29 protein-coding genes are annotated in these 24071 nt (G+C 43.9%); 2 read left to right on the top strand and 27 right to left on the bottom strand.

What is annotated here, in order from left to right; translation table 11 throughout:
- Positions 1-115: 115 nt before the first annotated feature.
- Positions 116-496, bottom strand: a complete 381-nt coding sequence (locus ABXS85_RS17915) for a DUF4430 domain-containing protein (RefSeq protein ID WP_353667891.1) — start codon at positions 494-496, stop codon at positions 116-118.
- 309 nt (positions 497-805) lie between these two features.
- On the opposite strand from ABXS85_RS17915, the gene ABXS85_RS17910 reads away from it, so the two are divergent.
- Positions 806-1909 (top strand): MbnH family di-heme enzyme, encoded by a 1104-nt coding sequence (locus ABXS85_RS17910; protein WP_353667890.1) that lies wholly within the window; start codon positions 806-808, stop codon positions 1907-1909.
- Positions 1910-2097: 188 nt separating this feature from the next.
- Here ABXS85_RS17910 and ABXS85_RS17905 read toward each other — a convergent pair whose 3' ends face one another.
- The 16 genes from ABXS85_RS17905 to ABXS85_RS17830 all read right to left on the bottom strand — a co-directional run bounded on the left by ABXS85_RS17905 (position 2098) and on the right by ABXS85_RS17830 (position 15367).
- Complete coding sequence (locus tag ABXS85_RS17905) at positions 2098-2469, bottom strand: DoxX family protein (RefSeq protein ID WP_353667889.1); 372 nt, start codon at positions 2467-2469, stop codon at positions 2098-2100.
- 151 nt (positions 2470-2620) lie between these two features.
- Positions 2621-2974: a hypothetical protein gene (locus ABXS85_RS17900; RefSeq protein ID WP_353667888.1), complete on the bottom strand. Its 354-nt coding sequence runs from the start codon at positions 2972-2974 to the stop codon at positions 2621-2623.
- A 139-nt stretch (positions 2975-3113) separates the two neighbouring features.
- On the bottom strand, positions 3114-3752 hold the full coding sequence (locus ABXS85_RS17895; protein WP_353667887.1) for a LysE family translocator: 639 nt from the start codon (positions 3750-3752) through the stop codon (positions 3114-3116).
- A gap of 139 nt (positions 3753-3891) precedes the next feature.
- Positions 3892-4245 carry a GFA family protein gene (locus tag ABXS85_RS17890; RefSeq protein WP_353667886.1) on the bottom strand — a complete coding sequence of 118 codons (354 nt, stop codon included), beginning with the start codon at positions 4243-4245 and terminating at the stop codon, positions 3892-3894.
- A 65-nt stretch (positions 4246-4310) separates the two neighbouring features.
- Complete coding sequence (locus ABXS85_RS17885; RefSeq protein WP_353667885.1) at positions 4311-4742, bottom strand: GFA family protein; 432 nt, start codon at positions 4740-4742, stop codon at positions 4311-4313.
- Positions 4743-4881: 139 nt separating this feature from the next.
- Positions 4882-5205 carry a hypothetical protein gene (locus ABXS85_RS17880; protein WP_353667884.1) on the bottom strand — a complete coding sequence of 108 codons (324 nt, stop codon included), beginning with the start codon at positions 5203-5205 and terminating at the stop codon, positions 4882-4884.
- A gap of 54 nt (positions 5206-5259) precedes the next feature.
- Positions 5260-5718, bottom strand: a complete 459-nt coding sequence (locus ABXS85_RS17875; RefSeq protein ID WP_353667883.1) for a GNAT family N-acetyltransferase — start codon at positions 5716-5718, stop codon at positions 5260-5262.
- 293 nt (positions 5719-6011) lie between these two features.
- Positions 6012-6470 (bottom strand): hypothetical protein, encoded by a 459-nt coding sequence (locus tag ABXS85_RS17870; RefSeq protein WP_353667882.1) that lies wholly within the window; start codon positions 6468-6470, stop codon positions 6012-6014.
- A 108-nt stretch (positions 6471-6578) separates the two neighbouring features.
- Positions 6579-6887: a hypothetical protein gene (locus tag ABXS85_RS17865; RefSeq protein WP_353667881.1), complete on the bottom strand. Its 309-nt coding sequence runs from the start codon at positions 6885-6887 to the stop codon at positions 6579-6581.
- Positions 6888-7638: 751 nt separating this feature from the next.
- Positions 7639-7884, bottom strand: coding sequence for a CopG family transcriptional regulator (locus tag ABXS85_RS17860; RefSeq protein WP_353667880.1), 246 nt, complete (start codon positions 7882-7884; stop codon positions 7639-7641).
- Entirely contained in the window at positions 7874-8137 is a 264-nt protein-coding gene (locus ABXS85_RS17855) for a BrnT family toxin (protein WP_353667879.1), read from the bottom strand. Before ABXS85_RS17855 ends, ABXS85_RS17860 begins: the two co-directional genes overlap by 11 nt.
- Positions 8138-8945: 808 nt before the next feature.
- Positions 8946-10628, bottom strand: coding sequence for an ATP-binding cassette domain-containing protein (locus ABXS85_RS17850; RefSeq protein ID WP_353667878.1), 1683 nt, complete (start codon positions 10626-10628; stop codon positions 8946-8948).
- Positions 10625-12445: a thiol reductant ABC exporter subunit CydD gene (cydD, locus tag ABXS85_RS17845; protein WP_353667877.1), complete on the bottom strand. Its 1821-nt coding sequence runs from the start codon at positions 12443-12445 to the stop codon at positions 10625-10627. Before cydD ends, ABXS85_RS17850 begins: the two co-directional genes overlap by 4 nt.
- Positions 12446-12447: 2 nt before the next feature.
- Positions 12448-12558 carry a cytochrome bd-I oxidase subunit CydX gene (gene cydX, locus ABXS85_RS17840; protein ID WP_353667876.1) on the bottom strand — a complete coding sequence of 37 codons (111 nt, stop codon included), beginning with the start codon at positions 12556-12558 and terminating at the stop codon, positions 12448-12450.
- Positions 12559-12654: 96 nt separating this feature from the next.
- Positions 12655-13791 (bottom strand): cytochrome d ubiquinol oxidase subunit II, encoded by a 1137-nt coding sequence (gene cydB / locus ABXS85_RS17835; protein ID WP_353667875.1) that lies wholly within the window; start codon positions 13789-13791, stop codon positions 12655-12657.
- 1 nt (position 13792) lies between these two features.
- Positions 13793-15367, bottom strand: coding sequence for a cytochrome ubiquinol oxidase subunit I (locus tag ABXS85_RS17830; RefSeq protein ID WP_353667874.1), 1575 nt, complete (start codon positions 15365-15367; stop codon positions 13793-13795).
- 349 nt (positions 15368-15716) lie between these two features.
- Here ABXS85_RS17830 and ABXS85_RS17825 point away from each other — a divergent pair, with 349 nt between their 5' ends.
- Positions 15717-16616: an alpha/beta hydrolase gene (locus ABXS85_RS17825; protein ID WP_353667873.1), complete on the top strand. Its 900-nt coding sequence runs from the start codon at positions 15717-15719 to the stop codon at positions 16614-16616.
- Between the two features lie 106 nt (positions 16617-16722).
- On the opposite strand, the gene arsN2 is transcribed toward ABXS85_RS17825, so the two are convergent.
- From arsN2 to ABXS85_RS17775, 10 genes are all read right to left on the bottom strand, one after another.
- Positions 16723-17154, bottom strand: a complete 432-nt coding sequence (arsN2, locus tag ABXS85_RS17820) for an arsenic resistance N-acetyltransferase ArsN2 (protein ID WP_353667872.1) — start codon at positions 17152-17154, stop codon at positions 16723-16725.
- 143 nt (positions 17155-17297) lie between these two features.
- The gene (locus tag ABXS85_RS17815; RefSeq protein WP_353667871.1) at positions 17298-18572 is read right to left on the bottom strand and encodes an aminotransferase class I/II-fold pyridoxal phosphate-dependent enzyme; all 1275 of its coding nucleotides are present in this window, start codon (positions 18570-18572) and stop codon (positions 17298-17300) included.
- A gap of 83 nt (positions 18573-18655) precedes the next feature.
- Positions 18656-19006: a hypothetical protein gene (locus ABXS85_RS17810; RefSeq protein ID WP_353667870.1), complete on the bottom strand. Its 351-nt coding sequence runs from the start codon at positions 19004-19006 to the stop codon at positions 18656-18658.
- A 30-nt stretch (positions 19007-19036) separates the two neighbouring features.
- Positions 19037-19504 (bottom strand): GNAT family N-acetyltransferase, encoded by a 468-nt coding sequence (locus ABXS85_RS17805; protein ID WP_353667869.1) that lies wholly within the window; start codon positions 19502-19504, stop codon positions 19037-19039.
- Between the two features lie 43 nt (positions 19505-19547).
- Complete coding sequence (locus ABXS85_RS17800; protein ID WP_353667868.1) at positions 19548-20165, bottom strand: LysE family translocator; 618 nt, start codon at positions 20163-20165, stop codon at positions 19548-19550.
- Between the two features lie 33 nt (positions 20166-20198).
- Positions 20199-20669, bottom strand: coding sequence for a GNAT family N-acetyltransferase (locus ABXS85_RS17795; RefSeq protein WP_353667867.1), 471 nt, complete (start codon positions 20667-20669; stop codon positions 20199-20201).
- 60 nt (positions 20670-20729) lie between these two features.
- The gene (locus ABXS85_RS17790; RefSeq protein WP_353667866.1) at positions 20730-21146 is read right to left on the bottom strand and encodes a VOC family protein; all 417 of its coding nucleotides are present in this window, start codon (positions 21144-21146) and stop codon (positions 20730-20732) included.
- Between the two features lie 494 nt (positions 21147-21640).
- Positions 21641-22075, bottom strand: coding sequence for a BLUF domain-containing protein (locus ABXS85_RS17785; RefSeq protein WP_353667865.1), 435 nt, complete (start codon positions 22073-22075; stop codon positions 21641-21643).
- Positions 22076-22181: 106 nt separating this feature from the next.
- Positions 22182-22667, bottom strand: coding sequence for a GNAT family N-acetyltransferase (locus ABXS85_RS17780; protein WP_353667864.1), 486 nt, complete (start codon positions 22665-22667; stop codon positions 22182-22184).
- Positions 22668-22718: 51 nt separating this feature from the next.
- Positions 22719-23765 (bottom strand): mannose-1-phosphate guanylyltransferase/mannose-6-phosphate isomerase, encoded by a 1047-nt coding sequence (locus ABXS85_RS17775; protein ID WP_353667863.1) that lies wholly within the window; start codon positions 23763-23765, stop codon positions 22719-22721.
- Between the last annotated feature and the right edge of the window lie 306 nt (positions 23766-24071).

The raw sequence follows: 24071 nt of genomic DNA, 5'->3' as shown, positions 1-24071 counted from the left end.
ATAAACAATTTTTCATCTGCACTCAAATTTAGTATTGGTACTATTTTCACAGCATTCCTAACCCAGCCTTTTAGCAGTCGCCGTCGCAGCTGCTAAAAGGACTTGATTAAATGCATTATTTATTTGCCGGATGATCAGGCTGATTCACCTGACGCAGTCCAGAACTGAAATGTTTATAATCCCATGCAACACTATCTCCTGGAGACAATTTATATGCACCAAAACCAACAGAAGGCATCTGCCCATTGACAAAATACACCCAATAATAACCGTTATTTCCCTGATTATTTTCCACTCCGTCAATAGAAATAAGATAGGCACTATCACCAGATCCAGTTGATACATAGGTAACACTTGGATCACATGATTTCGCATCATCTAAAAGAGTTTTTACTGTCGATTGATTCGGGACGATTGGAAGAAAGTCACATGCTTGCCATGGTGGCGAGTGCCACTGTGCTTGCCAATCAATAAACAAATTTGCGGTATCAGACATATCCGTTTTCTCCATTTCCAGTCCCTATTTGGATTACCAATAGACTTATCAAAGGGACATACTGATCAGCCCAACAACGCTATAAGCCGCTGGAGAACTGTATTATTTGTTTAGCCATAGCAAAACGAACAACACAAAGGAATTCCAGCATAAACATTAAAGGGATTAAAACGCTTTGCTCCCCTGTCTTAAGAATTAGCAAGATGACTATGATTATAGATTAAAAATATTGAATGCCTTCTACAGGGAGAATTGGCCTTGAGCCCCTTTTGACTATAATAAAAAATAGCTAGGTTTTGGGAGAGTCAGATGCGTACAAGGCTATTCTTGTCTACCATGTCATTATGTTCTCTTCTGATTGCCCCGCTTAGCCATGCTGAGCGGGGATTGGATAAAGACAAATGGCAGTGGCGCCTTCCCTCGGATGTGCCTCCACCTCTGGTGCCTAAAAATAACCCAATGAGCAAAACCAAAGTTGAGCTGGGCAGGCAACTTTTCTTTGATTTGAATCTATCAGGTGCCGGGTATGTTTCCTGTGCCACCTGTCATTTACCGCAAAAATCCTATGCCGAAACTAGACCCGTCTCCGTCGGCATTACTGGCGAGTTTCATCCTCGCAACGCCATGTCTCTTGTCAATACAGCTTACATGACCACCTTGACTTGGGCAGACCCAAACACCAGATTTTTTGAAGATCAAGCAAAAATACCCATGTTTGGGACACATCCTATCGAAATGGGAACAAAGGGTTATGAAAACAAAGTATTGAACTTTCTTGCTGAACACCCACTTTACCCTGCTCAATTTAAAACCGCTTTCCCAAACCGTAGCAGGATTGATTTTGAACAAGTCTTCATGGCCATTGGTGCTTTTCAGCGTACTTTAATCAGCGTTAACTCACCATATGACCAATATCGCTTTTATGGCCAAAAAGACGCCATCAGTGTTGAGGCCAAAAAGGGCGAAGCCTTATTCTTTAGCGAAAAATTGGGGTGTTCCAGTTGCCATTCTGGTCGCCATTTTAGCGATGCCACAGTGCAACCAAGTTTCCACAATACGGGGCTTTATAATCTAGACAAAAAAGGCAGTTACCCCGAAGGAAATCAAGGGCTTTATGAAGTGACTAAACTCGATGCAGACAAAGGCAAATTTCGTACTCCGACACTTAGAAACATAGAAGTCTCAGGGCCTTACATGCACGATGGTTCTTTAAACAGCCTTGAAGAAGTGATTCAACACTATGCCGCCGGAGGCCAATCTGCCATAAATGGCGAACCTTCTCCACTGCGCGACTCAAGAATTAAGGGCTTTGAGCTGACCCATGACGAAATGAATTATTTAATTGCATTCTTAAAAAGCCTAACCGACACCAGCTTCATCGAGGAACAATTGAATAACGCTCCCTTTCAGTAGAAAGGTCGCAAGCCTAATAAGCAAACTGATTATCTATTCATAAGAGTTTATCTAGAATCACTTATCTATAAGCACTTATCTATTAAAAACGCCTTCATTAAAGTAAGTACCAAAGGCGAAAACATAAGAGGGGCAACCAAACACTAGGCGGTTTGACTGCCCCTCTGGGTGGCCTTGTTATGGTGTTATTACTTGTTGTTTATACTCCAGATACCAGGGCCTTTTGCTGCAATGTAGAGAAATGCAAAGCAGTAGAAGGCCGCGAGTTCACCACCATTAGCGATAGGGAACGGATTATTAAGCCCATGCACCAGCCAATAAGCGACCGCCATTGTGCCACTGGCGAGAAAAGCAGCATACCTTGAATAAAAGCCGACGATAATGAGAATACCAGTAACTAACTCAATAACCGCAGCACTTGTACTCAATGTGTTTAAGGGATATGGAAATGCGATTGGAAAACCAAACAGTTTTTGAGTGCCATGCCAAAGAAAAAGAAAGCCCGCAACGATTCTAAAAGCAGCGTAAGCTTGTTCCGTGTATTTATCCAAGAAATTCATATTATTCTCCTTTAATGGTATGAAGGTCAGAATTTAGTGCGACCACAAGGTAAAGCTAACACACAAATACATGAAGCGAAAATACACAACCGCCCTAACTAAGTGTTTCAGCAGTTTGCGCAGTGCTAATCTGTACTGTGAACTGAGCACATTAGCCTACCCTTGCACCATTAGGCATGTGTGTTTCTGGGCAAGCTAGACATGGCTTTAATTTATCTTCATAACCGATGTCAAACAACATGCCTTGAGACACCTCACCTGCCATCTTTCTTTCAGGTAAATTGACCACAAATAAGGCTTGCTTACCCTCAATTTCTTGCGGGTTTTCACGCTCTTGTTTGATACCAGCCAAAATGGAACGCTGATGATCACCAAAGTCGACCCTTAGCTTCATGAGTTTGTCCGACTTTGCTACTTCTAACACTTCGACAATTAAACCAACACGAACATCAATTTTTGCGAAATCATCAAAGGTAATTTCGTCTTTAATTGGAGCATATTCCATACTTCTGTCCTCAAAGGTATCCGCAAGGCATAACATTTCAATAATCACTAGTACGGCGGCGTCATGGGGACTTCATTTATTCACTTGTTTAAGCGTCATTTGTGCCATAGTGACCGAAGGGAACAAGTTAAGCACCTTACTAGCTGCTTCGCATTAAAGCCAATTTCGCCCCAAAACCAATAAAGACAACCCCTGTGATTGAATTTAACCAGGTTTTGAACTTTGGATGGTTTGCCGCGCTTTTTATCCGTGAAAAAGCCAGTACCATGATAGAGAACCAAATGAGATTGACCATTGAATGAGCTGTGACAAGCGCATAAGCACTAAATGCACTGCCTTCTAGTGAAATAAATTGAGGAAAGGCTGCTAGATAGAACATTGACACTTTTGGGTTAAGAACGTTTGTAACAAAGCCTTCCAAGAACGCGTTACGAATAGAAACTTTATTGCGATTCTCTACTGGCAACTTGACTGATGGTGATACTGTCTGGTTAAAAGCACTTCGTATTGCCTTAATGCCTATCCAGATTAAGTAAACTGCGCCAAGCATTTTAAAAACCGTGAAAGCAATTGCTGATTGGACCAAAAGAATGGAAATACCAAATATAGAAAGAGAGCCATGCACATAAAATGCAGCGACAAATCCTCCAACGTTTGCAAAGCCAGCTTTTTGGCCTGAAAGAGGAACCGTTTTTGCTATAAGGAAACCATTTGGACCGGGTGATATTACCAAAAGTGCTGCAACCGCAATGAAGGTAATGATGTTGTTTAAATCCATGTTTTCTCCTTAAAAATGCAATGAAGGTTGAGCAGACTGCTCACATTCAGCTCTGGGCTGAGCGACGAAGAAGCGACCCCTTGGTCCGCCGTGTTAGCGCTTCTTAGCGGGACAAGTTACAACCTTGCCTTGTTCACCATTACGCCATGCCCGCACCTATTGTTGCCCTAACACGAATACCTTCAGGACTGAAATTGTCTAAACAATATACATTAATGCCAAAATAATCAGGAGTAACACGTTTTCGATGAAACGGGTAAATACCACATTTTTTGCAAAAATAGTGTCGAGCCGTTTTGGTATGAAATTGATATTCCGTTAAAAAGTTTTCCCCCTTAATGAGGGTAAATTTGCTCTCATGAACCTTGACCATAAGCGCATTTTTACGAACGCAAATAGAGCAATCACAAGTGGTCAATTCAGGGAAGTCTGTGAGAATTTTAAATTGAACTTCACCACAATGGCAGCTACCAGAATATTCCTTGTCAGTCATACACACTCCAGATGGTTAATGTCCAGCACACGAAGAGTGCGAGATGCTGCCGCTTACTATGCGCTTTACACCTCACCATTTTGAAAACCACTGATAAATGAGTCTAAATCTTCAGGCATACCCTCAAAGTGCTCACCAGTTTTAGGAATGACATCCCAGCTTGCCTTGGAATGGCAGCAAATATGAGTCGTCACACTAACTTCAAAATTACTAACAAGGCCCATTGGGATCCAGTAGAAATCAGTGCCTTTTAGTTTGTTTGGAACTGGACACCCGCAGATTTTGCAAAAGTGGCTTGTAAAACCAGAGTCTTTTTCCCAGCGACTAATAGAGTCTTGGCCTGACACCCAAGTAAAAGTTGAAGATGGCACGATAACTGCCGTATTTGAAGTAGAACCAGATTGCTTTTGACATAGCTTACAATGGCACTGGTATAGGCCATTGATTTTAGCATTAACTACAAAACTGACAGCACTGCAATTACACGAACCATTCATATTGTCTCCGAAGACTCAAATTTCCAAAGGAGTATAACGCAGCGTTAAGCAGCCCTTAAAGTGGAGTGGAGTTTTGCTGTAAAATGGCAAAGCCATTGCAAAACAGAACACAGCTTTGAGGGTCTGCTTGAAAGCCTTGTTATATGTTTTTGTCTTCATACTGCATTAGCTCTACTGGAGCTCCGTTCTCCTCAATAAATGCTACCAGCAACCCTTTACTAGGAGAGTTAGGCTTAATAATTACATTTTTACCTTCTATTGCTTTTTGCAAATCATCGACTTCAAAAGCAACATGCGGAACGGTTTTAACAAGTTCTGGATAAGGTGCATCATCCCAGTACCTTTGCCACTGTATACCATAAGGATTGTTTTCATGATCGGATACCGTCATTTTTAAATGAGGAAGATCGATCTCTCCTTTAAACCTATCTTTTGTTGGTATACCTAAATGATTAAATTTCATTTATCTCCCATATACATATAACGCTCGCGTAATAGGCGCGAGCTTGCGAGCATCCTAATTGACGCGCTTATTAAGTTCGATTTCCATTGGCTGATAAACTAACCCTGCTGCCTCTCCAACCTCTCCTTTGCACTCGAAACCATACTTTATATACGCAGGAACTGAGGATAGAGAAGCTCTCACAGTTACAATATCGACTCTCGCAAAGCTCAGTGCTGATAAAAGCAACTCCCTTCCAATACCTTTCTTTTGGAACTCGGGGGAGACAAAAAGCATGGCAATGTGACGACCCTCTTTTAACTCTACTATTCCTAAGATTTTTCCGCCACTCTCTGAGACAAGGATTAAATTATCTTCTCTTGTTCTTTGAAGAAAGGCGTCACTCGCAGCAATTTTTGAAAAAGTAGAAATCCCTTCCTCAGACAAACTGCTTGCAACTGACTCTGAAAATGAAGCCATACAAATTGCACTTACAGCTTCAACATCCGACTCTTCAATCTTCCGAATATTCACGTTCTCTCCGAGGAACTTAACATTTTAATAGTACGCATGCGCGTTTAGACAATTCAAAAATTTCGCCAATACCTTTACAAGCAATTGAAAAGTAATACTTTAAAAAAACCTATTAACAAAATCCAAATCTGGAAAAACCAGCATGCGCGTTATTTCACTTTTCTTTTAGGTAAGCACAACACGTCATACTGTGATTATTTTTTAGAAAAAACGAGACAAAAGTTGGCACTTCAAATTAAAAGGGGCCAAAGTAGAATAATATTTAATTTTACTCTGACCCTAATTATTCCTAATTATTTTCTTTTGGGTTGATATTTTTTAGTAAATACAACTCCGTTAAAAGTATGCGTACAGCATTTACAGCAGGGATCTAGAGTTTCTGGACCGATTTCTGGCTCCGTAACTCGTAAAATACCACCAGCATCCACGTAAAGCCCGCTATAATAAGAATTTTCGCCTGCCCTAATATATTCCTCAGCAGAATCTTTATTTTCGGAGACCATCCAGTATATAGGAGCTTCCTTATCTAATCGTGAAACAGCCTCCGAATGAACTTCGCTCCAAACGGAACCAACTTTTGACAAAAGAAATTTAAAAAGAGGTGTATAATCGAGCCCCCTCTCAACACTCTGTTTCATACCAACTCTATCAGGATTTTTCGAATTTCTCTGATGTCTGTAATCACCACCTTTGTGATGATATACACCTCTAGCCCTGGTGTTTACTTTTCTATATAGCGGTTTCTTTTCCATTTTAAATTATCAGCTCTTTCAGTCTCGGTTTTATCCTTACGCCTAAAGCTGCGGCCGCAGTGGGCGTTGCTGCCTTTGCTTGTTAAGTGTTTTTGATAAATTAACATACTAATTTTCTAGGATTTCTTGAACCCAATCATTCCAATTTTCTGAGTTCAAGCTATCTACAACTGTTCCAGGGTATTTTGACTGCCACCACAACAGTATTAAGTTGTATTCCTCTGAACTTAACTCAAATGGTATCCATTCCTCCATTCTTCCATCTTGATCGCAAGGATCACTTCCTCTCAACAAAAACTCATTCAGGAAGCCTCGTGGCGGAAAATAACCAGATGTATCAATAATGCCAAATATTCCATAAAGCACCTTTGTATTTTGGGAAAGGACTTTCTTAGCTAGCGCAACATGATCTTGCACATGAACTCCTTTGACACTTAACAATTAAGAGTTATAGTACGACGCACTCGTAGTTATAACCATCTGTTGAGCGGCCGCCGCTTTATATAGGGAATTTGCTTTTTCATGATATGACTTCCCTGTATTTTTTGCGGTTCGTTTTTAAGCGCTTTCGCGGTTACATCTTACTGAGCACTCTACTTTGAGCCTTTTTTCTCACTTATCTTTGTAGTTTTACCTCTTTCCAAGCTAAGTGGCAAGAAGATAGACAACCTACGCACTTAGGCACTTTATGGCGCTACTCCTGAATTCAAGAAAAGACGTTACCCGCTTAGCCTTTCCCAGAGTTAAAAGACAGAAAAATGCTCCCCGACCAAAGCCAAAGCCAAAGCCAAAGCCAAAGCCAAAGCCAAAGCCAAAGAGGAGCACATATATAAACCTCGGGAAGTACAAAACGCTTTAAACGTAAAAAGAAGCAATGAGCCTGTTAGCAAAAAATGCTCGACACACTTTTTAATCCAGTAACGGAATGCGCGAAAGGAATAAAGCGACTTTTTGGTTACTTTTGAAAAGAGTGTTTTGTGGCGCTACTCCTGAATTCAAGAAAAGAAGTTACCCGCTTAGCCTTTCCCAGAGTTAAAAGGCGGAAAAATGCTCCCCAACCAAAACCAATGAGAGAAAAACTAAGAAATCTAAGGCAGATTAAACATTTATGTGTGTCTGATGGTGCTGCGCTTATCAAACCTACAGATCGTAATTTACGCTACCCTGTTTAACGGTCGATGCGATCCAAGGATTCTGACTGTTCTAGCCTTTCGGCCAACCAGACTTTTATGATGGACTGACGAGTCACTCCGATTCGACGAGCTTCTTTATCAAGCGAGTCTATCATCCATTCTGGAATGTCTACGTTGATTCTCTTTTGCTTCTGTAAAGGACGCTGGGCTTTTGACACATCAAGCTGCTCTAGCAAGTCTTCTCCTGTATCAAATTTGTCATCAAATTCTTTAGCTTTCATATAAGATTACCTCTGATTTTCTTGCGCGCCGCACTGATATGATCCTTATATTGTTGTTCCTGTATGTGATAACAGCGGTCCAATGCTTATCATCCATACGGCCAATGACAACATACCTTTCTTCATCTTCTGTTTTGGCGGGAATTTCGAGCAACATTGAATCATCCCACAGTCTCTGAGCTTCATTGAAGTCGATTCCATGTTTAGCTAAATTCGCATCACTTTTTAGTTGGTCAAATTCAAATACATGCATGAGTAAAAAATATGCTTTTTTTACTCATCCTGCAAGAAACGGCATTTGGTTTGATGGAATTAATCTTGTTTGATTTAGCCTGTCTGATGGCGCTGCGCTTATAAGACCTACTTTTATCGCGGTTTACTCTGAATTTGTCTGAGGCTGCTGGACTAACCCCACCCTAGCCCTTCCCTTAAAGACATAAGGGGAGGGAACATGAGATTTCATAAAGTGTGAAACACTTTTAAACGTAAAAAGAAGCAATGAGCCTGTTAGCAAAAAATGCTCGACACGTTCCTGAATGTGCGAAAGGACTCAAAAGATTTTTTGGTTACTTTTGCATCGTTTGGCAAAAGTTACCCGCCTAGCAGGGCGGAAAAAAGCGCCCCAACCAAAGCCAATCAGAAGTAAACATCGAAGTCTCGGGCAGTATAAAATAATGCTCCCCAACCAAAGCCAATCAGAGGAAAACCAAAAACCCTCAGGCACAATAAAAATAAACTTGTTCAATAAAAACCAAAATACAACTTTTACTGTAAACCAAAGTTGTATTTTAAATTGCCTTTTTGTAACACCTAGGCGCCAAAGCTGGCGGAATGTGCGAAATGTCTTAAACGTAAAAAGAGGCAACGAGCCTGTTAGCAAAAAATGCTCGACACGTTCCTGAATGTGCGAAAGGACTCAAAAGATTTTTTGGTTACTTTTGCATCGATTGGCAAAAGTTACCCGCCTAGCAGGGCGGAAAAAAGCGCCCCAACCAAAGCCAATCCGAGGAAAACCAAAAACTCTCAGGATCAATAACCCCCCCTTGATAAGGGGAAGAAATTTATAACTCAATGACTCTTGCTTGCTCCGACAATGGACTCTCAATGTGACTCACCAAGATCAGCATGTCAGGTTGATAGTCATTACTCAAAGCATGACAAATGCGTTCGATGGTGGCTTTGTCTAGACCGTCAAAAGGTTCGTCTAGCAGCAATAAAGGAGCGCGGCGCAGGAGCAGTCTTGCTAAGGCGAGGCGTTTGCGTTGTCCGCCAGAAAGGTCGCGGCCTTGTGAGCTAAGTAAGGTGCTCAGTCCTTTTTCTAATCCTCTGACCCAATCGGTCAATGCGACAGCTTCCAATACGGCCCACATTTCTTCGTCGCTGGCATCGGCTTTACCTAGCATTAGGTTGGCTGCAATGCTTTGTTGGAACACATAAGGCGATTGGGGTAAGTAGCTAAGTTGACCTTGAAAGTCCGGGTTGTCGTATAGGTCGCAGGCTTGGTGATTCACCTGCGCCTTGCCCGTGGCTAAACAATCTCCGGCAATGGAGGCCAATAAGGTGGATTTTCCTGTGCCGCTGGCACCACGCAGCCACACTGTGTCACCACTCTGTATCTCAAGATGTATTGGCTGATTGCCCAAGCCGCTCCCTAGGTGGTAACCACGCCAATCTTGCAATGAAAGCTGGTTAAGCCTGCCTACTGGTTGCTTTGCTAAGAGAGGAAGCGCTTGTTGAATCTGGTTCAAACGGCGCAAGCCCACTTGCGACTGGCCTTGTGCCACAAAGGATTGAACCAATGGTAACACCAGCTCATTCACCGCCAGCAAGGCCAACACTAAGCCCACCAACCAAGTCCCTGACACGGACGTTTTGAGTTGCCAACTCATGGCACCTTTTTCATACCCATTACTTGAGTCACCCAATAAAAGAAAGACGCTTACCAACAAGCCGATGGTGACTAAGTACGCCAACAAACGCCCCCAACGGATGGCCTGTTGAATTCTCACTTCCATGCGTTGTTGTCGCTTGTCTAATTGTTCAAGACGTGCCGCGTAATCTTGCCAATGTCCGCGTATGGTTAGGGTAATCAAGGCAGAAAACAAACTCACAAAACGCCCTCGTCTGTGCACCCCAAGACTCTGTCCTACGTGAACGGCACGGGAAGCGAAACGACCACACGCATAAGGCAAAATCAGTAAATGACAAACCGCGGCGATAGCAAGGGGCCAAAGTAAAATTGGATCGATAAAATAGGCAAAAATACCCACGCCCACATAGCCAAGCAAGGCATAAAGCCAAGGTAAAAACACCACCAGCGGCCAACGAATGATCTGATCCAGATCGCTTACTAAGCGTTGTAATAAGTCGCCCCGGCTTTGTTTATCTAGGTCGGCAATCGGCTTGGCAACACGCTGATCCCATAGCCAAAGTCGCAAGGTGCGCAATAAGCCCAATAAATGATTGTGCGCCGTGACTTGCTCGCCATAACGCCCTGCCGTTCGAAGGATCGCCAAGCCTCGAACAATGGCCCCCGGGGTGAGGTAGTTAAAGACCAAGGCGGTGCCCAAGGCCGTTGCTAATCCCGCCGCGGAGATGAACCAGCCCGACACGCCTAATAACGCCACCCCCGCCACACTGGACGCCACCCCGGTTAACACAGGCACAAGAAAGCCCCAAGGGTTGGCCAATAGTAGTTTTGCTAAAGAAAGCCGAGCTAAAGACTGTTGGTTTGTTTTGTTCATCCGGCCCTCCTTTGTACTTCTTTGCTCTTTTCTATTCTAGCTTTGCTTTCTGCTGTTCTGGCTTTGCTTTCTGCCAATCCAAATGGATTGAGTTGCCAGTGTTTGTCTGCCCAATGTATGGGATGGGTATCGTGACTGACAATGAGTAAGGTTTTGCCACGAGAAACCTTTTCTAAGGTGTTTAATACCGCCTCGGCGGTGTCACTGTCCAAACCAGAGCAAGGTTCGTCCAAAAGCCAAACCTCGGCGTTGGATAATAAAGCTCTGGCAATGGACAAACGCTGCATCTGCCCACCCGATAAACCACTGCCCAGTTCGCTTAAGGGCGTCTCCAAGCCATTGGGCAAAGCGGCAATAAAGTCAGCACATTGACTGTCGTGTAAGGCTTGTTGAATGCGCTTTTCACTCGGCTCAGCAATGCCCAATAAGAGGTTGCGACGAATGCTGCCATTCACCCATTCAGGGGTTTGTGGCAACCAAGCCAGTTTGTTGCGCCAGTCTTGCAGGTTGAGCTGAGCAAAGGCCTTGCCCTTGATGTAAAGCTGACCTTGGTACGCTTCCTCAAAGCCCAGTAATAAATGCAATAAGCTGGATTTCCCCACGCCGGATTCGCCACTCAGCCAAACCCGCTCGGCTTGCTTAATATTCCCTGTGATGGGGGCCAGACGCTGTCTTCCCGCATCCTGCCAAGCCAGTTGAGCAAAAGACAAATAGGTTTGTTGGCCGATGCTGTAAAACGCTTCTGGCGAGTCCGTTATCGGCTTCTTGGCCTCAGCTTGTGCTTTGGTGGTTTGAGGTGACTGGGTTTGTAAAATTGACAATAAATCCGTCGCCGCCGCTTCGGCTTTTTGTTTGGCGTGATAGTCGTTACCCAGCTGACGCAGAGGTAAATAAAACTCGGGGGCAAGCAATAATAAAAACATGGCTTGTGTTAAGGTCACTGGTGCGCTGCCCACTTGCCAAGGCAAGACTTCCAACAAGCCCAATCCCAAGTACAAGGCAATCATGGCAATGGCAATGGAGGCAAACAATTCCAATGTGGCAGTGGATAAAAAGGCCAGCAGTAACACACTCATGGTGGTTTTTTGATACGCCTTGGCACTGTGTGATAAACGCTCACGCGCGGCTTGTGTTCGACCAAGGCGTTTCAATTCTGCTAGACCTTGGCTGAGATCCATAAACTGGTTGGACAGCATGGCCAGCACATTAAATTGACGACGATTCGCCTGCGCGGCTTTGTAACCCACAAAAATCATGAAGACGATTACCAAAGGCGCCGTGAGCATAAACACCCAAAAGGCAATCCAGGACACGGGAGCGACCGATAATAAAATCACACAAGGAATCAGGGTGACCATGAAGACTTGCGGTTTGTAGCGGCTGAAGTAATCGTCCAAGGCATCTACTTGTTCGTAAACGCGTGTCGATAACGCCGCATCTTCTTCTATGCGCAACCGCGCTGGACCCAACTGAGTAAGTTGAGCAATCAATTTGTGTCGCAAGCCGTAACGTATGTGTCGACTGGCAGACGCGCAAACGCGCTCGCGACCAAAGTTGGCAAGCGCGCGCAATAGCAAAGCAAATACAGCAAGAAACAGCAAGGAAAGCGAAAAAGCCTGTTGCAACACCATGTCGGAAAACACATTGGCGAATGCCCAAGCTTGCAACACCAAGGCCATCGCAAACAAGACACCAAAGCCCTGTGCTAAACGGTACTGAGCGGATTGTTGTGCCGCCAGCTCGTCTAGAAAAACAGCTTCGGGGGTTTTGATGCGTTTCGTTCCCCCTGTAGAGGCCGCTTTACTTCCTGCCATCATGCTTAGAATTGCTCCTCTTCACCTTCATAGCCTTTGAACTCTAACCATACCGCGTTGATGATACCGAAAGAGCAAGCCAATAAAACGCCCAGAATCCAAGCAAAATACCACATGATTCATTCTCCTATTTATTTATTGATCGACTGAGAGTCAATCCTCAGCCGATCTTTCGTCAATTTTGTCTAAGTCTCAGTCTTGTGAATCTCGACTCAATACAATGAATGTTTGTTCGCTTCGATGTGTGCTTTGTTCAAACGACCGTACATCACAATGTAGCTCCACAAGGTGTAGCCCAATACGATAGGCACAAAGATGCACGCCACCACAAACATTATCATCATGGTATTTTCGCTGGAGGTCGCATCCCACATAGTCAAACTCATGCTTGGGAAGCTTGAAGACGGCATCAAGAATGGGAACATGGAGCCACCTGCTGTCACTATGATGCCAGCAATCCCCAATGAGGAACTCAAGAAAGCCAAGCCCCCTTTACGCTTGATGCCTGCAATCGCTGCCATCAACATGCCCAGAATACCAATAGCAGGTGCTAACATGAGCGCAGGGACTTTAGTGTAGTTCTGCAACCAAGCACCGGGCTGAACTTCCGCGGTTTTCATCAGTGGTGTCATGACTTGGTTACCATTGAATGTACTGGTGATGACATAACCATCAATACCAAAGGCCAACCAGACCCCAGCCAATATGAAGAACACAGCGGCCAATAAACCTGTGATCGAAGTGGCGACACCGGCTTTGCGCAATAAGTCACCTTCGGTTTTCATCAGCAACCAAGCACCACCTTGAGTGACCAGCATCATCAAACTCACCAAACCACACAGAATGGCAAATGGGTTCAATAAGGCGAAGAAGGACCCGGTGTAAGTGACTCGTAGGTACTCGTCGAACTGGAAAGGCACACCTTGCAACAGGTTACCGAACGCCACACCGAAAATAATCGGTGGCACAGCCGAGCCAAATACGATGCCCCAATCCCACGTGTTACGCCATTTGTCGTTTTCCAATTTAGAGCGATAATCAAAGCCAATTGGACGGAAGAATAAAGCCGCCAACACCAACATCATGGCAAAGTAAAAACCAGAAAAAGACGTTGCGTAGACCACAGGCCAAGCCGCAAATAAGGCGCCACCTGCGGTGATGAACCAAACCTGATTACCGTCCCAATGCGGCGCAATGGAGTTGATCATGATGCGACGTTCCGCATCGTTACCACCGATCACTTTTAACAAGCTACCCACGCCCATATCAAAGCCGTCGGTCACGGAGAAGCCGATCAGCAAGACGCCAACCAACACCCACCATATGATTTTTAATAATTCGTAATCCATCTTATACCCCCTGCTTTAATTGATTGGCTTCTTGTTCAAGGGCGTAACGTCCGGTGTGTAAGCTGGAAGGCCCTTGCTTGGCAAAACGAATCATTAAGTACATCTCGGCCACTAAGAAAGCGGTGTAAAGTAGAGTGAAACCTATGATGGTAAGCCAAATTTCTCCCGCAGTGAGATTGGAAACAGCGACGTGAATCGGTAATACCTCACCAATCGCCCAAGGTTGACGACCGTATTCGGCGACGAACCAACCAGTTTCACAGGCAATCCAAGGCAAGGGCAAGCTCAATACAAACAGCTTAAGCAAAGTCCGGTTCTGACCAATACGACGACGTGCATTTTGATAGAAGGCCACAGCAAACATCAGCAACATCAGGAAGCCACAGGCCACCATGATGCGGAAGGAGAAGAACAGAGGCGCCACTTGCGGAATCGAGTAGTCAACCGCCATGTCAATGTCCTGAGGAGTCACTCGGTTGATGTTTTCATTGAAGGCGGTCACCAGTAAACCATAGCCAAGGTCGTCTTTTACCTTTTCAAAGTTCTCTTTTACCAATGGGTCGTCATTACCAGAACGCAATTCTTCCAATAGCTGATTGGCATAGATACCGTTAATAATGCGCTGACGGTTATGCTCTTTCAGCTCCTTGATGCCCATCACTTCTTCGTCTAAAGAACGTGTGGCAATCAAGCCCATCAAGCCCGGTATGCGTAAGGCGTATTCGGTCTCCTCAAGCTCTTGATTCGGAAAGCCAATAACAGTAAAAGGCGCTGGTGCTTCATGGGTTTCCCATTCGGCTTCAACCGCGGCCAATTTCACTTTTTGCACTTCCCCTAACTCGTAACCAGACTCGTCACCTAGGATGATCACACTCAATACTGACGCCAAACCAAACGCGGAGGCGATAGCAAAAGAGCGACGCGCAAAAGCAAGGTCACGACCTTTTAGTAGGTAGTAGCTGGAGATGGCCAGAACAAATACCGCACCAGTTGTGTAACCTGCTGACACAGTGTGAACGAATTTCACTTGCGCCACTGGGTTCAAAAGCAAGGCACCAAAATCCACTAGTTCCATGCGCATGGTTTCGTAGTTGAACTCAGAGCCCACTGGGTTTTGCATCCAACCGTTGGCGATCAGAATCCATAACGCCGATAGGTTTGAGCCCAGTGCCACCAGCCAGGTCACCATCAAGTGTTTGACCTTGCTCATACGATCCCAACCGAAGAAGAACAGGCCCACTAAAGTGGATTCCAAGAAGAAGGCCATCAAGCCCTCAATGGCCAGTGGCGCACCGAAAATGTCACCCACGTAATGAGAGTAATAAGACCAGTTGGTGCCGAATTGGAACTCCATGGTCAAACCGGTTGTGACCCCCAAGGCAAAGTTAATACCAAACAACTTGCCCCAAAACTTCACCATGTCCTTGTAAATTTGTTTACCTGTGATCACATAGACAGACTCCATGATCGCAAGTAAAAAAGCCATCCCCAATGTCAAAGGGACAAACAAAAAGTGGTACAGAGCAGTAAGAGCAAACTGAAACCGCGATAGATCCACTACAGCTTCGTTAATCATATGACTTCAACCCATTCATTTGATTGAGAAAAAGGCGTTTGTCGACACATTCTGGCACAGTGTTCTTTTTATCCAACGCCCACCGAAACCCCAAATCTAAGATCAGGGATTACTATAAGAATGGATTATGAGTGCAGTTGGATTTTGAAACATTGCTATAGATCAATAGAATGATAGTGAAAAGATATTGTCAGATTGTGACAAGGAAAACCCTAACCCACCAAACGCAATCTTTGCCTTTATTCGGTTAGAGGAATGACTATTGATCACAATCATGTACAATCTCAGTTCATTATAAAAAGCAGAGGATGCGCTTTTTTATTTGGCATCTCAGTACGGAAGTTACACCATGAATTCGCTCGCTAATGTATTTGCTTATCCTTTTCGCCTTCTAATGGTAACAAGTTTGGTTGGGCTTTTAGCAGCCTGTGATACGTCTTCATCCGATCCGCAATCCTTTGCTGCAACCAATGATGTGTTAGGGCTGGTGCAAAATCATGTTCTCTACATGGAAGGCCCAAGCGGTGACTTCAAACTCCACTATGCCAGCAGTGATCCGAGTCTTACACCACGAGACACTTTGGTCTTTATTCACGATACCGATAGCAACGCGACCAGTTTTCAAAGGTATTTTCAAACCGCTCAGATCAAACAGGATTACCGTCTGATTGCCATTGATCGTCCCGGTTGGGGCAGCTCAGGTTATCCGGATGATTATCCTGCCGATATTGAATTACAGGCGGAAATGTTGTTGCCTGTGCTTGAAAACATTTGGCAAAGAAACGGTCAGCAAAAACTCATTTTAGTTGGCAATGGTTACGGTGGTGCGCTGGCGCCTTTGTTGGCGGTAAAGTACCCTAAATTTATCCGAGGCATAGTATTAATTAACGCCAGTATTACCCAAGATCGACTGCATTCCGATTGGTTTGCCCCCGCGTTAACCTGGTTGCCCTCCTTTTTATTGCCCACACACTGGTATCAGACACAACAAGAACAAGCCGATCTGCAAGGCAAACTCACGCAAACGCAGCAAGCCTTTGCTCAACTCACTCAACCCGTTGCTTGGCTGCAAAGTGTTGATGCCAGTTCCGCTCATCCGGGCTCTTATATGCGTCTAGCAAAAAATTTATTTCAACAAGCGGATATTCATCTAACCTTGATCGAAGATTCGGAGCAAGCTCCGTATCAGCAATACCCTGAACAAGTCATGCGCGCAATTCAAGCCATTAATCTTCACAGCCGCTTATAAAGAGTGTTGTGAAAGAGTGTTTATGGCTCGTTCACTTGGCACTGTCACATATTCGTGCTGTGACTGATTCAGTGCTGTCACGGATAAAAAGCAAAGAATGCCTTTGCTATTCAATGAGTGCTTTTTTCATAAAGCTGGCGGATGCGGGGCACAAGGACGAAAATTGTTCTGTATTCCCTATGCTAGTAGGGGCTTCTTGTCTACTGATAACCTGATAACCCAGCAGTGAAAAATACTCTTTCGCGGTGGTGGTTAAAAGATACAAAGCTTTGATGCCTTCATTGTTTGCCCAATTCTCTGCATGTTGAACCAATGCTCGCCCTAAAGCGGAACCTTGATGGGCTTTATTGACGGCCAAAGAACGAATCAGCCCTTCTTCTTGATAGGCTTCAACACCTATCATAGCCACCAAGTCCTCTCCTTCTTTGATACCAAATAGGGTCACTTGCGTTGCACCAGATAAATCCTCATAAGGTAATCCATGCTGGATCAACAAGGCCTCAACATCCGAATTAAAAAGCATTGGTAATATTTTCATGGGCTCTCCAAACAGGTTACTTTGGGTACACAAGCCACACTTGCTACCACTTATCTTAATCAACCAGCATCTTCGAATGATATAAAAAGCGCGCCATCCGTTGCCCGCTCATTGCAATATCATCAGAGTCCAAGAAGACTAATTTAACTTACTGCATCCAACGCTTGGCTTACATCGGCAATGATGTCTTCGATATTTTCAATACCAACCGAGATACGCACCAAATCTCGACTGACTCCCGCTTTGGCCAATTCTTCATCATTTAACTGGCGGTGGGTGGTTGAAGCCGGATGACAAGCCAAGGATTTCGCATCACCAATGTTCACCAGACGCAAAATCATTTGCAAGGCATCGATAAATTGTGTGCCCGCTTGCAAGCCACCTTTAATACCAAAGCTCAATACGCCCGATGCTTTACCCTTGGTAATACGTTGACTCATAGCATGGTATGAGTTGTCGGCCAAACCTGCGTAATTTACCCAACTTACTTTGTTATGGGACTGCAGGAACTCAGCTAACTGTTGGGCATTGGAACAGTGACGTTCCATACGTAAGCCTAAGGTCTCCAAACCTTGCATAATCAAAAACGCGCTGTGTGGCGATAATGCTGAGCCAGTATTACGCAGCGGCACCACTCGACAACGACCTATATAAGCTGCCGCACCTAAGGCTTCTGTATAAATCACATCATGATAAGACGGATCTGGTTCGTTCAACATAGGAAAACGAGCTTTATTTGCTACCCAATCAAACTCACCAGAATCAACAATGATGCCGCCAACCGTTGTGCCATGGCCACCAATGTACTTGGTCAAAGAATGCACAACAATATGGGCGCCTAATTCAAACGGACGGCATAAAAATGGCGTGGCGACGGTATTATCGACGATAAGAGGAATGCCATGTTTATTTGCAATTTTTGCTAAGGCTTCAATATCTACAATATTACCAGCGGGATTACCAATGGACTCACAGAAAATCGCACGGGTATTGTCATCGATTGCCGCTTCAAAACCAGCAAAATCATCCGCAGACACCATACGTGCTTCGATGCCTCGTCGCGGAAAACTGTGCGCAAATAAATTATAGGTGCCGCCATACAATTGACTGGTACTGACAAAATTGCTACCTGCATCACAGATACATTCCAGTGCATAAGTAATGGCCGCCATTCCAGAGGAAACCGCCAAGGCAGCAATACCTCCCTCCATAGCCGCTACTCGCTGTTCCAACACATCTGTGGTTGGGTTCATGATGCGAGTGTAAATATTGCCTTGAACCTTAAGATCAAACAGATCCGCACCATGTTGAGTATCATCAAAAGTATAAGAAGTGGTTTGGTAAATTGGTACGGCAGCTGCTTTGGTGGTTTCTTCAGACTTATAACCGTGGTGAAGTGCAAGGGATTCTAACTTCATGCTTTATTGCCCATTGTTGTTTTTTGAGATGAGAATAATACTCAACCAGAGTCAGCAGATAAAGTAACATGACAAGAATCAAATTAGAGAATGCGAAAACCTACCTCTTTTACCTCGTCACCGAATTGTTGGATGGAATAGCAAGCCAGCACCTCTCCTGCCATCAGGGTACTGGTTTGCTTCCACACTAACATTGCCACTTCACCACGACGTATTATGGTCAATAGTGGCCACTCCGGGTTTAAGCTGGTTAAGAATGCATTGTCTTGCCATTGTGCCTCAACATTCTTTCTGTTATTCGGGTCGTATCGCTCTTCGTCCGTTTGGTACTTCGAGAATAATGCCCAATCTTTGCTATTTGAGCCTGCAATCACCTCGTCAATCATAGGTTTGCCAATACGATAAATTTCTTCATCCGTTTTTTCTGTCATCATGTTATTCACTTCGATAATTCATCTTATTGGTTAAGTGGCCTTTAGTGATAACAAATCTTTCTTCATAAAAACACGTTGGTAGCCATCGTTATTCTTACGCTCTGTCTCAACATATCCAAGAGATTGATACAGTTGAATACTTTCATGCATATTGACATGAGTCGACAAGGTCAGCCTAGGAAACTCCGCTTTCAAGGCTTCTATTTCGGCTAAATTAAGCAATTGCATGCCATAACCTTTGCCCTGTTGATCTGGTCGAATCGCAATATTATCCAACAACATACTGGATTCACGCTCTTTCAACACCAGTACGCCAACCAAGTCATCATCGACTAAAATAACAAACACTCTATGCTGATAAATGACCCGATAATAATCTTCCATCATAGGGCCCGGCGGTCTCCCTATTCTTTCAATATAGTGCTCGAATGCCGCTTTAACGCAATCCGTTACCGCCTTTGTATCGGTTAACTCAGCCCTTCTAATTACCGTTGCCAAACACTTGCTCCTTCACTCTACTTACCTATTTCCTTTGCTATTTTTATGTTCTGTTACTCAACAATAATGCACTACCAAAACCAATGAATAAGCCACCTGTGAGTCGATGAAACCAGGTCACCACAACCTCTTTTGCTAAATGTTTGCTGCCCAACAAGGCAAACCAAGCATATGCAGATAACGCGACAAAAGAACAAATCGCAAAGGTCAACGCCAAGAGACTAAACTGGGCAAAAGCACTTTCTTGGAGCGAAATAAACTGGGGAAAAACAGCTGTATAAAATGCCAAGGCTTTTGGATTCGATATCCCTGTGACATAAGCTTCAATAAACAAGGTTCGGGAAGAAACAAGAGGTTTTTTTTCCGACGAAATAACCACAAAATGGTTTTTTGATCGCCACGCATTCAGACCAAGATAAATAAGATAACCCCCACCGAGCAACTTCATAATGACAAAAGCCGACTCCGATGCCAATATCACAGCGCTTAGACCTATGACGGATAAGATCGCCAATGTCATTACTGCCGCCACATTTCCAGAAATGCCCAGCAAGGCCTTTTTAAAACCAAATTTTGCCGAATTCTTAACCACTAAGAGTACCGCTGGTCCCGGTGTAAAAGTGGCCACCAAGCAAAAACAAACAAACACAAAGTAGCTCATTAACCATAACCTCCTTGTAAATATATAAACAGTTTATGATATTTTATCTGACGTATCCTGCGCCGATAACTTTTTCAGAAAACACACGACTCGTGCCGTCTCCTCAAAACCAAACTCTTGATGCAAACGAATACTTAATGTATTGGATTCATTTGTATCACTGCCCAGTTCAGAATACCCCAAACTCAAGGCCCATTCTTGTGCTGTTAACATCAGCGCCTTGCCTACGCCTCGACCACGATATTCTGACGTTACAAACCAGGCTTCAATGAAAGGCACGGCATCTTGGTGACTGCCCTCCACGAAGGAGCGTATATTGAGTTCAATAAAGCCTAAAGCCTTGTCATCCTGTTCGGCAATATAAGCAACTAGGATATCCTTACTTTTTCCATCAAAATACTTGTCCAACTCAGGTAAATGGTCTTCATCGTATTCTGGCCATAAGGCAGAACGCATTTGCGCCCAAACAGCCCTGTCTTGATATGCCATTTGTCGAATTTGCATTCCACCTCCTACTCCCTATTCATCCCATTTCTTAAAATGCACTCGCAATGAAACTCAAAGCTATCGATTCGCCATAGGATGATCTGGATTCAACTGCAGAAGATCCCATAAGTTGCCATATAAATCAGCGAAAACAGCCACTGTGCCATAATCCTGTTGCTGGGGCTCTCGTACAAAATGAATACCAATGGCTTTCATACGTTCGTAATCACGCCAAAAATCATCGGTATTTAAAAACAGAAAGACGCGCCCACCCGCTTGATTGCCAATGAAATCAAATTGCTCTGGCTTTGATGCTCGAGCCAATAAGAGTGTCACACCATGAGAATTCGGTGGCGCCACAACCACCCAACGTTTGTCCTGTTCAGGCTGATACGTATCTTCAATTAATTCAAACTTGAGTTTGTTCACATAAAAATCAATGGCTTCATCATAGTCTTTCACAACCAGTGAAATGTGCACAATATTTTGCTTCACAAAACTCCCCTTTGACAAAAGCATACTAACATAAACAGGTTTTTATAATGAATTCGAATATCCTTCACTCATTCATCTTACATAAAGAAAATGTTAAAAATAATGGTACAGAATCTTTTTTAAAGTGAATTATAGGCAACAAAATATATCACACCAAAAAACACAAATCTGGACCCAAAAGACCACACACAGATATAAAGCTATTTAACCTTAGGCAGAGTGAGTAATCATTTTTGCAACATCCAATGAGGGTGATAGATAGCAGAGTAGAATGAGGATCAATGTACTTCCTCTGAGAAATTGACATATCACTTTAATTCGTTATGGCATGATAGCCTTAATCGGTTTTGACCCCAAAGCAGTGACGTCACACCCTTAATTAGACACTCAGTTAGACAATAGCACGAACCCTATTTTTGAGCAGACTCAGGATCTTGCTAAACCAAGAAGACAAGCCCATCTTGCTACTCTCTTGGTCAACAAATACCTTCAACTCACGATTCTGATTGCAGCGCTTGCTGTATCTCCTGTTTGATATCAAGCAAGAGCATAAAGGCCCCCTCTGGAGACATTTGATAAGGATCAAACTGGTTACTGGGACTGTATTTATAAAAGAGTTCAATTAAGGTTTGTGTATTTTGCAAATACCCCATGTTCCAATTAGCAAAGGCTCGATGGGGCACACATTGATAATCCAGAATTTCAAGCCGCTGATGGCGAGGATCACGAGCGATACGGTGATAGACCTGATTGACATTTTCTCGGCCCCCTTCAAGGCACTGAAGAAAATATCGCCGATCAAAGGTCAGCATCCCTGTCACATGCTGCTTACCATTATTGCGTTCGGCGGATGACAAAATTTGTTTTATGTCATCTGGGGAAAAGTTTTCACTGATTGTACTAGCATAAAGCAAACAAACTAGACTCATAACCACCCTTAATATTCGCTAAATTATGAACTTTTCTTTTTGTAATAATTTAGCTCAACATTATGAGAGTGCAAGAATACGACTAGTCAATTAAGACAGGAGCCATTTAATCAAGGAGCCATTTAAACATAATATAACTATCAACATAGCCCAATTGCTTATGTTGGTATGCTTTGGGAATGGTGCCAATAATAGTAAAACCCAGCTTTTCCCAAAGCCGAACAGCGACTTCATTGGTAGAGACCACACTATTAAACTGCATTGCCTCAAAACCCAACGTCCTCGCGACTTGCTGAGAGTGTTCACACATACGACGCGCCACGCCTTTTCCTCTTGCATGGGCGGACACCATATAGCCGCAGTTACTAATGTGACGACTCGGCCCCATAGCATTAGGTTTGATATAAAAACTGCCCAGAATCACATCATTTTCAACCAGTACATAGGTTGCCATTGGTGACTCGCACCAAAGTGCATAGGCCTCTTGCTGAGTCATATTAGGATCAAACGCGTAGGTTTCTTGCGCTGCCACTATCTCAGCAAAAGTGGGCCAAAAGGCGTCAAAATCAGACTTTGTCATTTCTCGAATCACAATACTTCTCTCCAAATAACCCTAGCAACCAGATTAAGACCTGTTAATAAGTCACAAGCTATCATCTTGCCAATCGGTCAGCAAATTTTTAACCTCTTGCGCTTGATTCTTATCCATTACCAGTACAGCGTCAGCCGTTTCTACAACGACCAAATTATCCACGCCAACCACAGCAACTAATCGAGATTCCGAGCGAATCAAGCTGTTGCGGGTCGCCTTCACTAATACCTCACCACATAAGACATTTTGATGGGCGTCCTTGACTGAATACTCATACACTGCGTCCCAAGCACCAATATCACTCCAATCACCCTTATAAGGAACCACTTTGGCTTTATTAGTTAACTCCATCACAGCACAGTCAATCGATGCTTCAGGACACTGCGCAAAGCATTGAGCATCAATTCGGACAAAATCCCTATCTTCATTGCGTTCTTCATAGGCAGCTAAAACGGCATCTGCAATGGCGGGTTGATAAGTGGATAATTCTCCGAGATAGGCGTTTGCTTGGAATAAAAACATACCACTGTTCCACAGATAATTCCCAGCAGCAAGAAACGCTTCAGCGCTGGCTAAATTGGGCTTTTCAACAAAGTCTATGACTTGATGATCCGCGGCTGAGCGAATGTAACCATACCCCGTTTCCGCACGAGTTGGCGACACGCCAAAAGTCACTAGGGCTCCTTGATTAGCAAACTCTGTGGCTTTATATACACTGGCAGCAAAAGCCGCTGTATCTGTCATTAAATGATCGACCGGCAGAACCAGCATCAGCGCATCCGCAGGGTATTTCTGTTGCACTTCCAAAGCCGCTAATGCAATAGCAGGTGCCGTATTGCGACCTTCAGGCTCTAGCAAGATAGTCGATTTTTTTACCCCTATGGCTTGTAATTGCTGAGCGATCAAAAATCTATGATCTTCATTGCACACCACAATGGGGTCGGCTACCTCAAGTGCCTTGGTACGAAGCAAGGTCTGTTGAAAGAGACTGAGTTCTTGATCAACCAAGGGCAAACATTGTTTAGGTAATGCTTCACGGGAAAGAGGCCAGAGACGGCGACCAACACCGCCAGATAAAAGAATAGGTATAATTTTCACCGCAATGTCCTGCATAGGGTCTAAATACGAAAAACGCCTAAGTCTAACAGATTACCCTTCGTTTTTTGTTCCATCTTCCCCCATTTTAAACACTCTCAACCGCTCACATCACGCCTATTCTCTTGCCAAGCAAAAGTCTCACTTAGTCAGATCTTTTAGCACTGTGCGTAATTCATAATAACCCTGATGAGCTAACCGAATTGGGAGAAATGGATGGTCAGTTTCTTTTATGACCTTCATTGAGGGATTTTTTTAGGCCAAAGTAACCCTGTAACAATCAAGATGTGATGCGTGATATGTAGCGTG

The organism is Marinomonas sp. THO17 (assembly GCF_040436405.1).
Taxonomy (GTDB): domain Bacteria; phylum Pseudomonadota; class Gammaproteobacteria; order Pseudomonadales; family Marinomonadaceae; genus Marinomonas.
The sequence above is the reverse complement of the archived record's forward strand: the minus strand, read 5'-3'. Positions and strand labels throughout refer to the sequence as shown.

What these genes read in the sequence shown, in the direction of transcription:
- ABXS85_RS17905 (WP_353667889.1), bottom strand. Translation starts at nt 2,469, where the DNA reads ATGAATTTCTTGGATAAATACACGGAACAAGCTTACGCTGCTTTTAGA.
- ABXS85_RS17825 (WP_353667873.1), top strand. Translation starts at nt 15,717, where the DNA reads ATGAATTCGCTCGCTAATGTATTTGCTTATCCTTTTCGCCTTCTAATG.
- arsN2 (WP_353667872.1), bottom strand. Translation starts at nt 17,154, where the DNA reads ATGAAAATATTACCAATGCTTTTTAATTCGGATGTTGAGGCCTTGTTG.
- cydX (WP_353667876.1), bottom strand. Translation starts at nt 12,558, where the DNA reads ATGTGGTATTTTGCTTGGATTCTGGGCGTTTTATTGGCTTGCTCTTTC.
- ABXS85_RS17855 (WP_353667879.1), bottom strand. Translation starts at nt 8,137, where the DNA reads ATGCATGTATTTGAATTTGACCAACTAAAAAGTGATGCGAATTTAGCT.
- ABXS85_RS17860 (WP_353667880.1), bottom strand. Translation starts at nt 7,884, where the DNA reads ATGAAAGCTAAAGAATTTGATGACAAATTTGATACAGGAGAAGACTTG.
- cydB (WP_353667875.1), bottom strand. Translation starts at nt 13,791, where the DNA reads ATGGATTACGAATTATTAAAAATCATATGGTGGGTGTTGGTTGGCGTC.
- cydD (WP_353667877.1), bottom strand. Translation starts at nt 12,445, where the DNA reads ATGATGGCAGGAAGTAAAGCGGCCTCTACAGGGGGAACGAAACGCATC.
- ABXS85_RS17895 (WP_353667887.1), bottom strand. Translation starts at nt 3,752, where the DNA reads ATGGATTTAAACAACATCATTACCTTCATTGCGGTTGCAGCACTTTTG.
- ABXS85_RS17795 (WP_353667867.1), bottom strand. Translation starts at nt 20,669, where the DNA reads ATGCAAATTCGACAAATGGCATATCAAGACAGGGCTGTTTGGGCGCAA.
- ABXS85_RS17885 (WP_353667885.1), bottom strand. Translation starts at nt 4,742, where the DNA reads ATGAATGGTTCGTGTAATTGCAGTGCTGTCAGTTTTGTAGTTAATGCT.
- ABXS85_RS17880 (WP_353667884.1), bottom strand. Translation starts at nt 5,205, where the DNA reads ATGAAATTTAATCATTTAGGTATACCAACAAAAGATAGGTTTAAAGGA.
- ABXS85_RS17910 (WP_353667890.1), top strand. Translation starts at nt 806, where the DNA reads ATGCGTACAAGGCTATTCTTGTCTACCATGTCATTATGTTCTCTTCTG.
- ABXS85_RS17815 (WP_353667871.1), bottom strand. Translation starts at nt 18,572, where the DNA reads ATGAAGTTAGAATCCCTTGCACTTCACCACGGTTATAAGTCTGAAGAA.
- ABXS85_RS17850 (WP_353667878.1), bottom strand. Translation starts at nt 10,628, where the DNA reads ATGAACAAAACAAACCAACAGTCTTTAGCTCGGCTTTCTTTAGCAAAA.
- ABXS85_RS17800 (WP_353667868.1), bottom strand. Translation starts at nt 20,165, where the DNA reads ATGAGCTACTTTGTGTTTGTTTGTTTTTGCTTGGTGGCCACTTTTACA.
- ABXS85_RS17810 (WP_353667870.1), bottom strand. Translation starts at nt 19,006, where the DNA reads ATGATGACAGAAAAAACGGATGAAGAAATTTATCGTATTGGCAAACCT.
- ABXS85_RS17870 (WP_353667882.1), bottom strand. Translation starts at nt 6,470, where the DNA reads ATGGAAAAGAAACCGCTATATAGAAAAGTAAACACCAGGGCTAGAGGT.
- ABXS85_RS17890 (WP_353667886.1), bottom strand. Translation starts at nt 4,245, where the DNA reads ATGACTGACAAGGAATATTCTGGTAGCTGCCATTGTGGTGAAGTTCAA.
- ABXS85_RS17900 (WP_353667888.1), bottom strand. Translation starts at nt 2,974, where the DNA reads ATGGAATATGCTCCAATTAAAGACGAAATTACCTTTGATGATTTCGCA.
- ABXS85_RS17785 (WP_353667865.1), bottom strand. Translation starts at nt 22,075, where the DNA reads ATGAGTCTAGTTTGTTTGCTTTATGCTAGTACAATCAGTGAAAACTTT.
- ABXS85_RS17915 (WP_353667891.1), bottom strand. Translation starts at nt 496, where the DNA reads ATGTCTGATACCGCAAATTTGTTTATTGATTGGCAAGCACAGTGGCAC.
- ABXS85_RS17830 (WP_353667874.1), bottom strand. Translation starts at nt 15,367, where the DNA reads ATGATTAACGAAGCTGTAGTGGATCTATCGCGGTTTCAGTTTGCTCTT.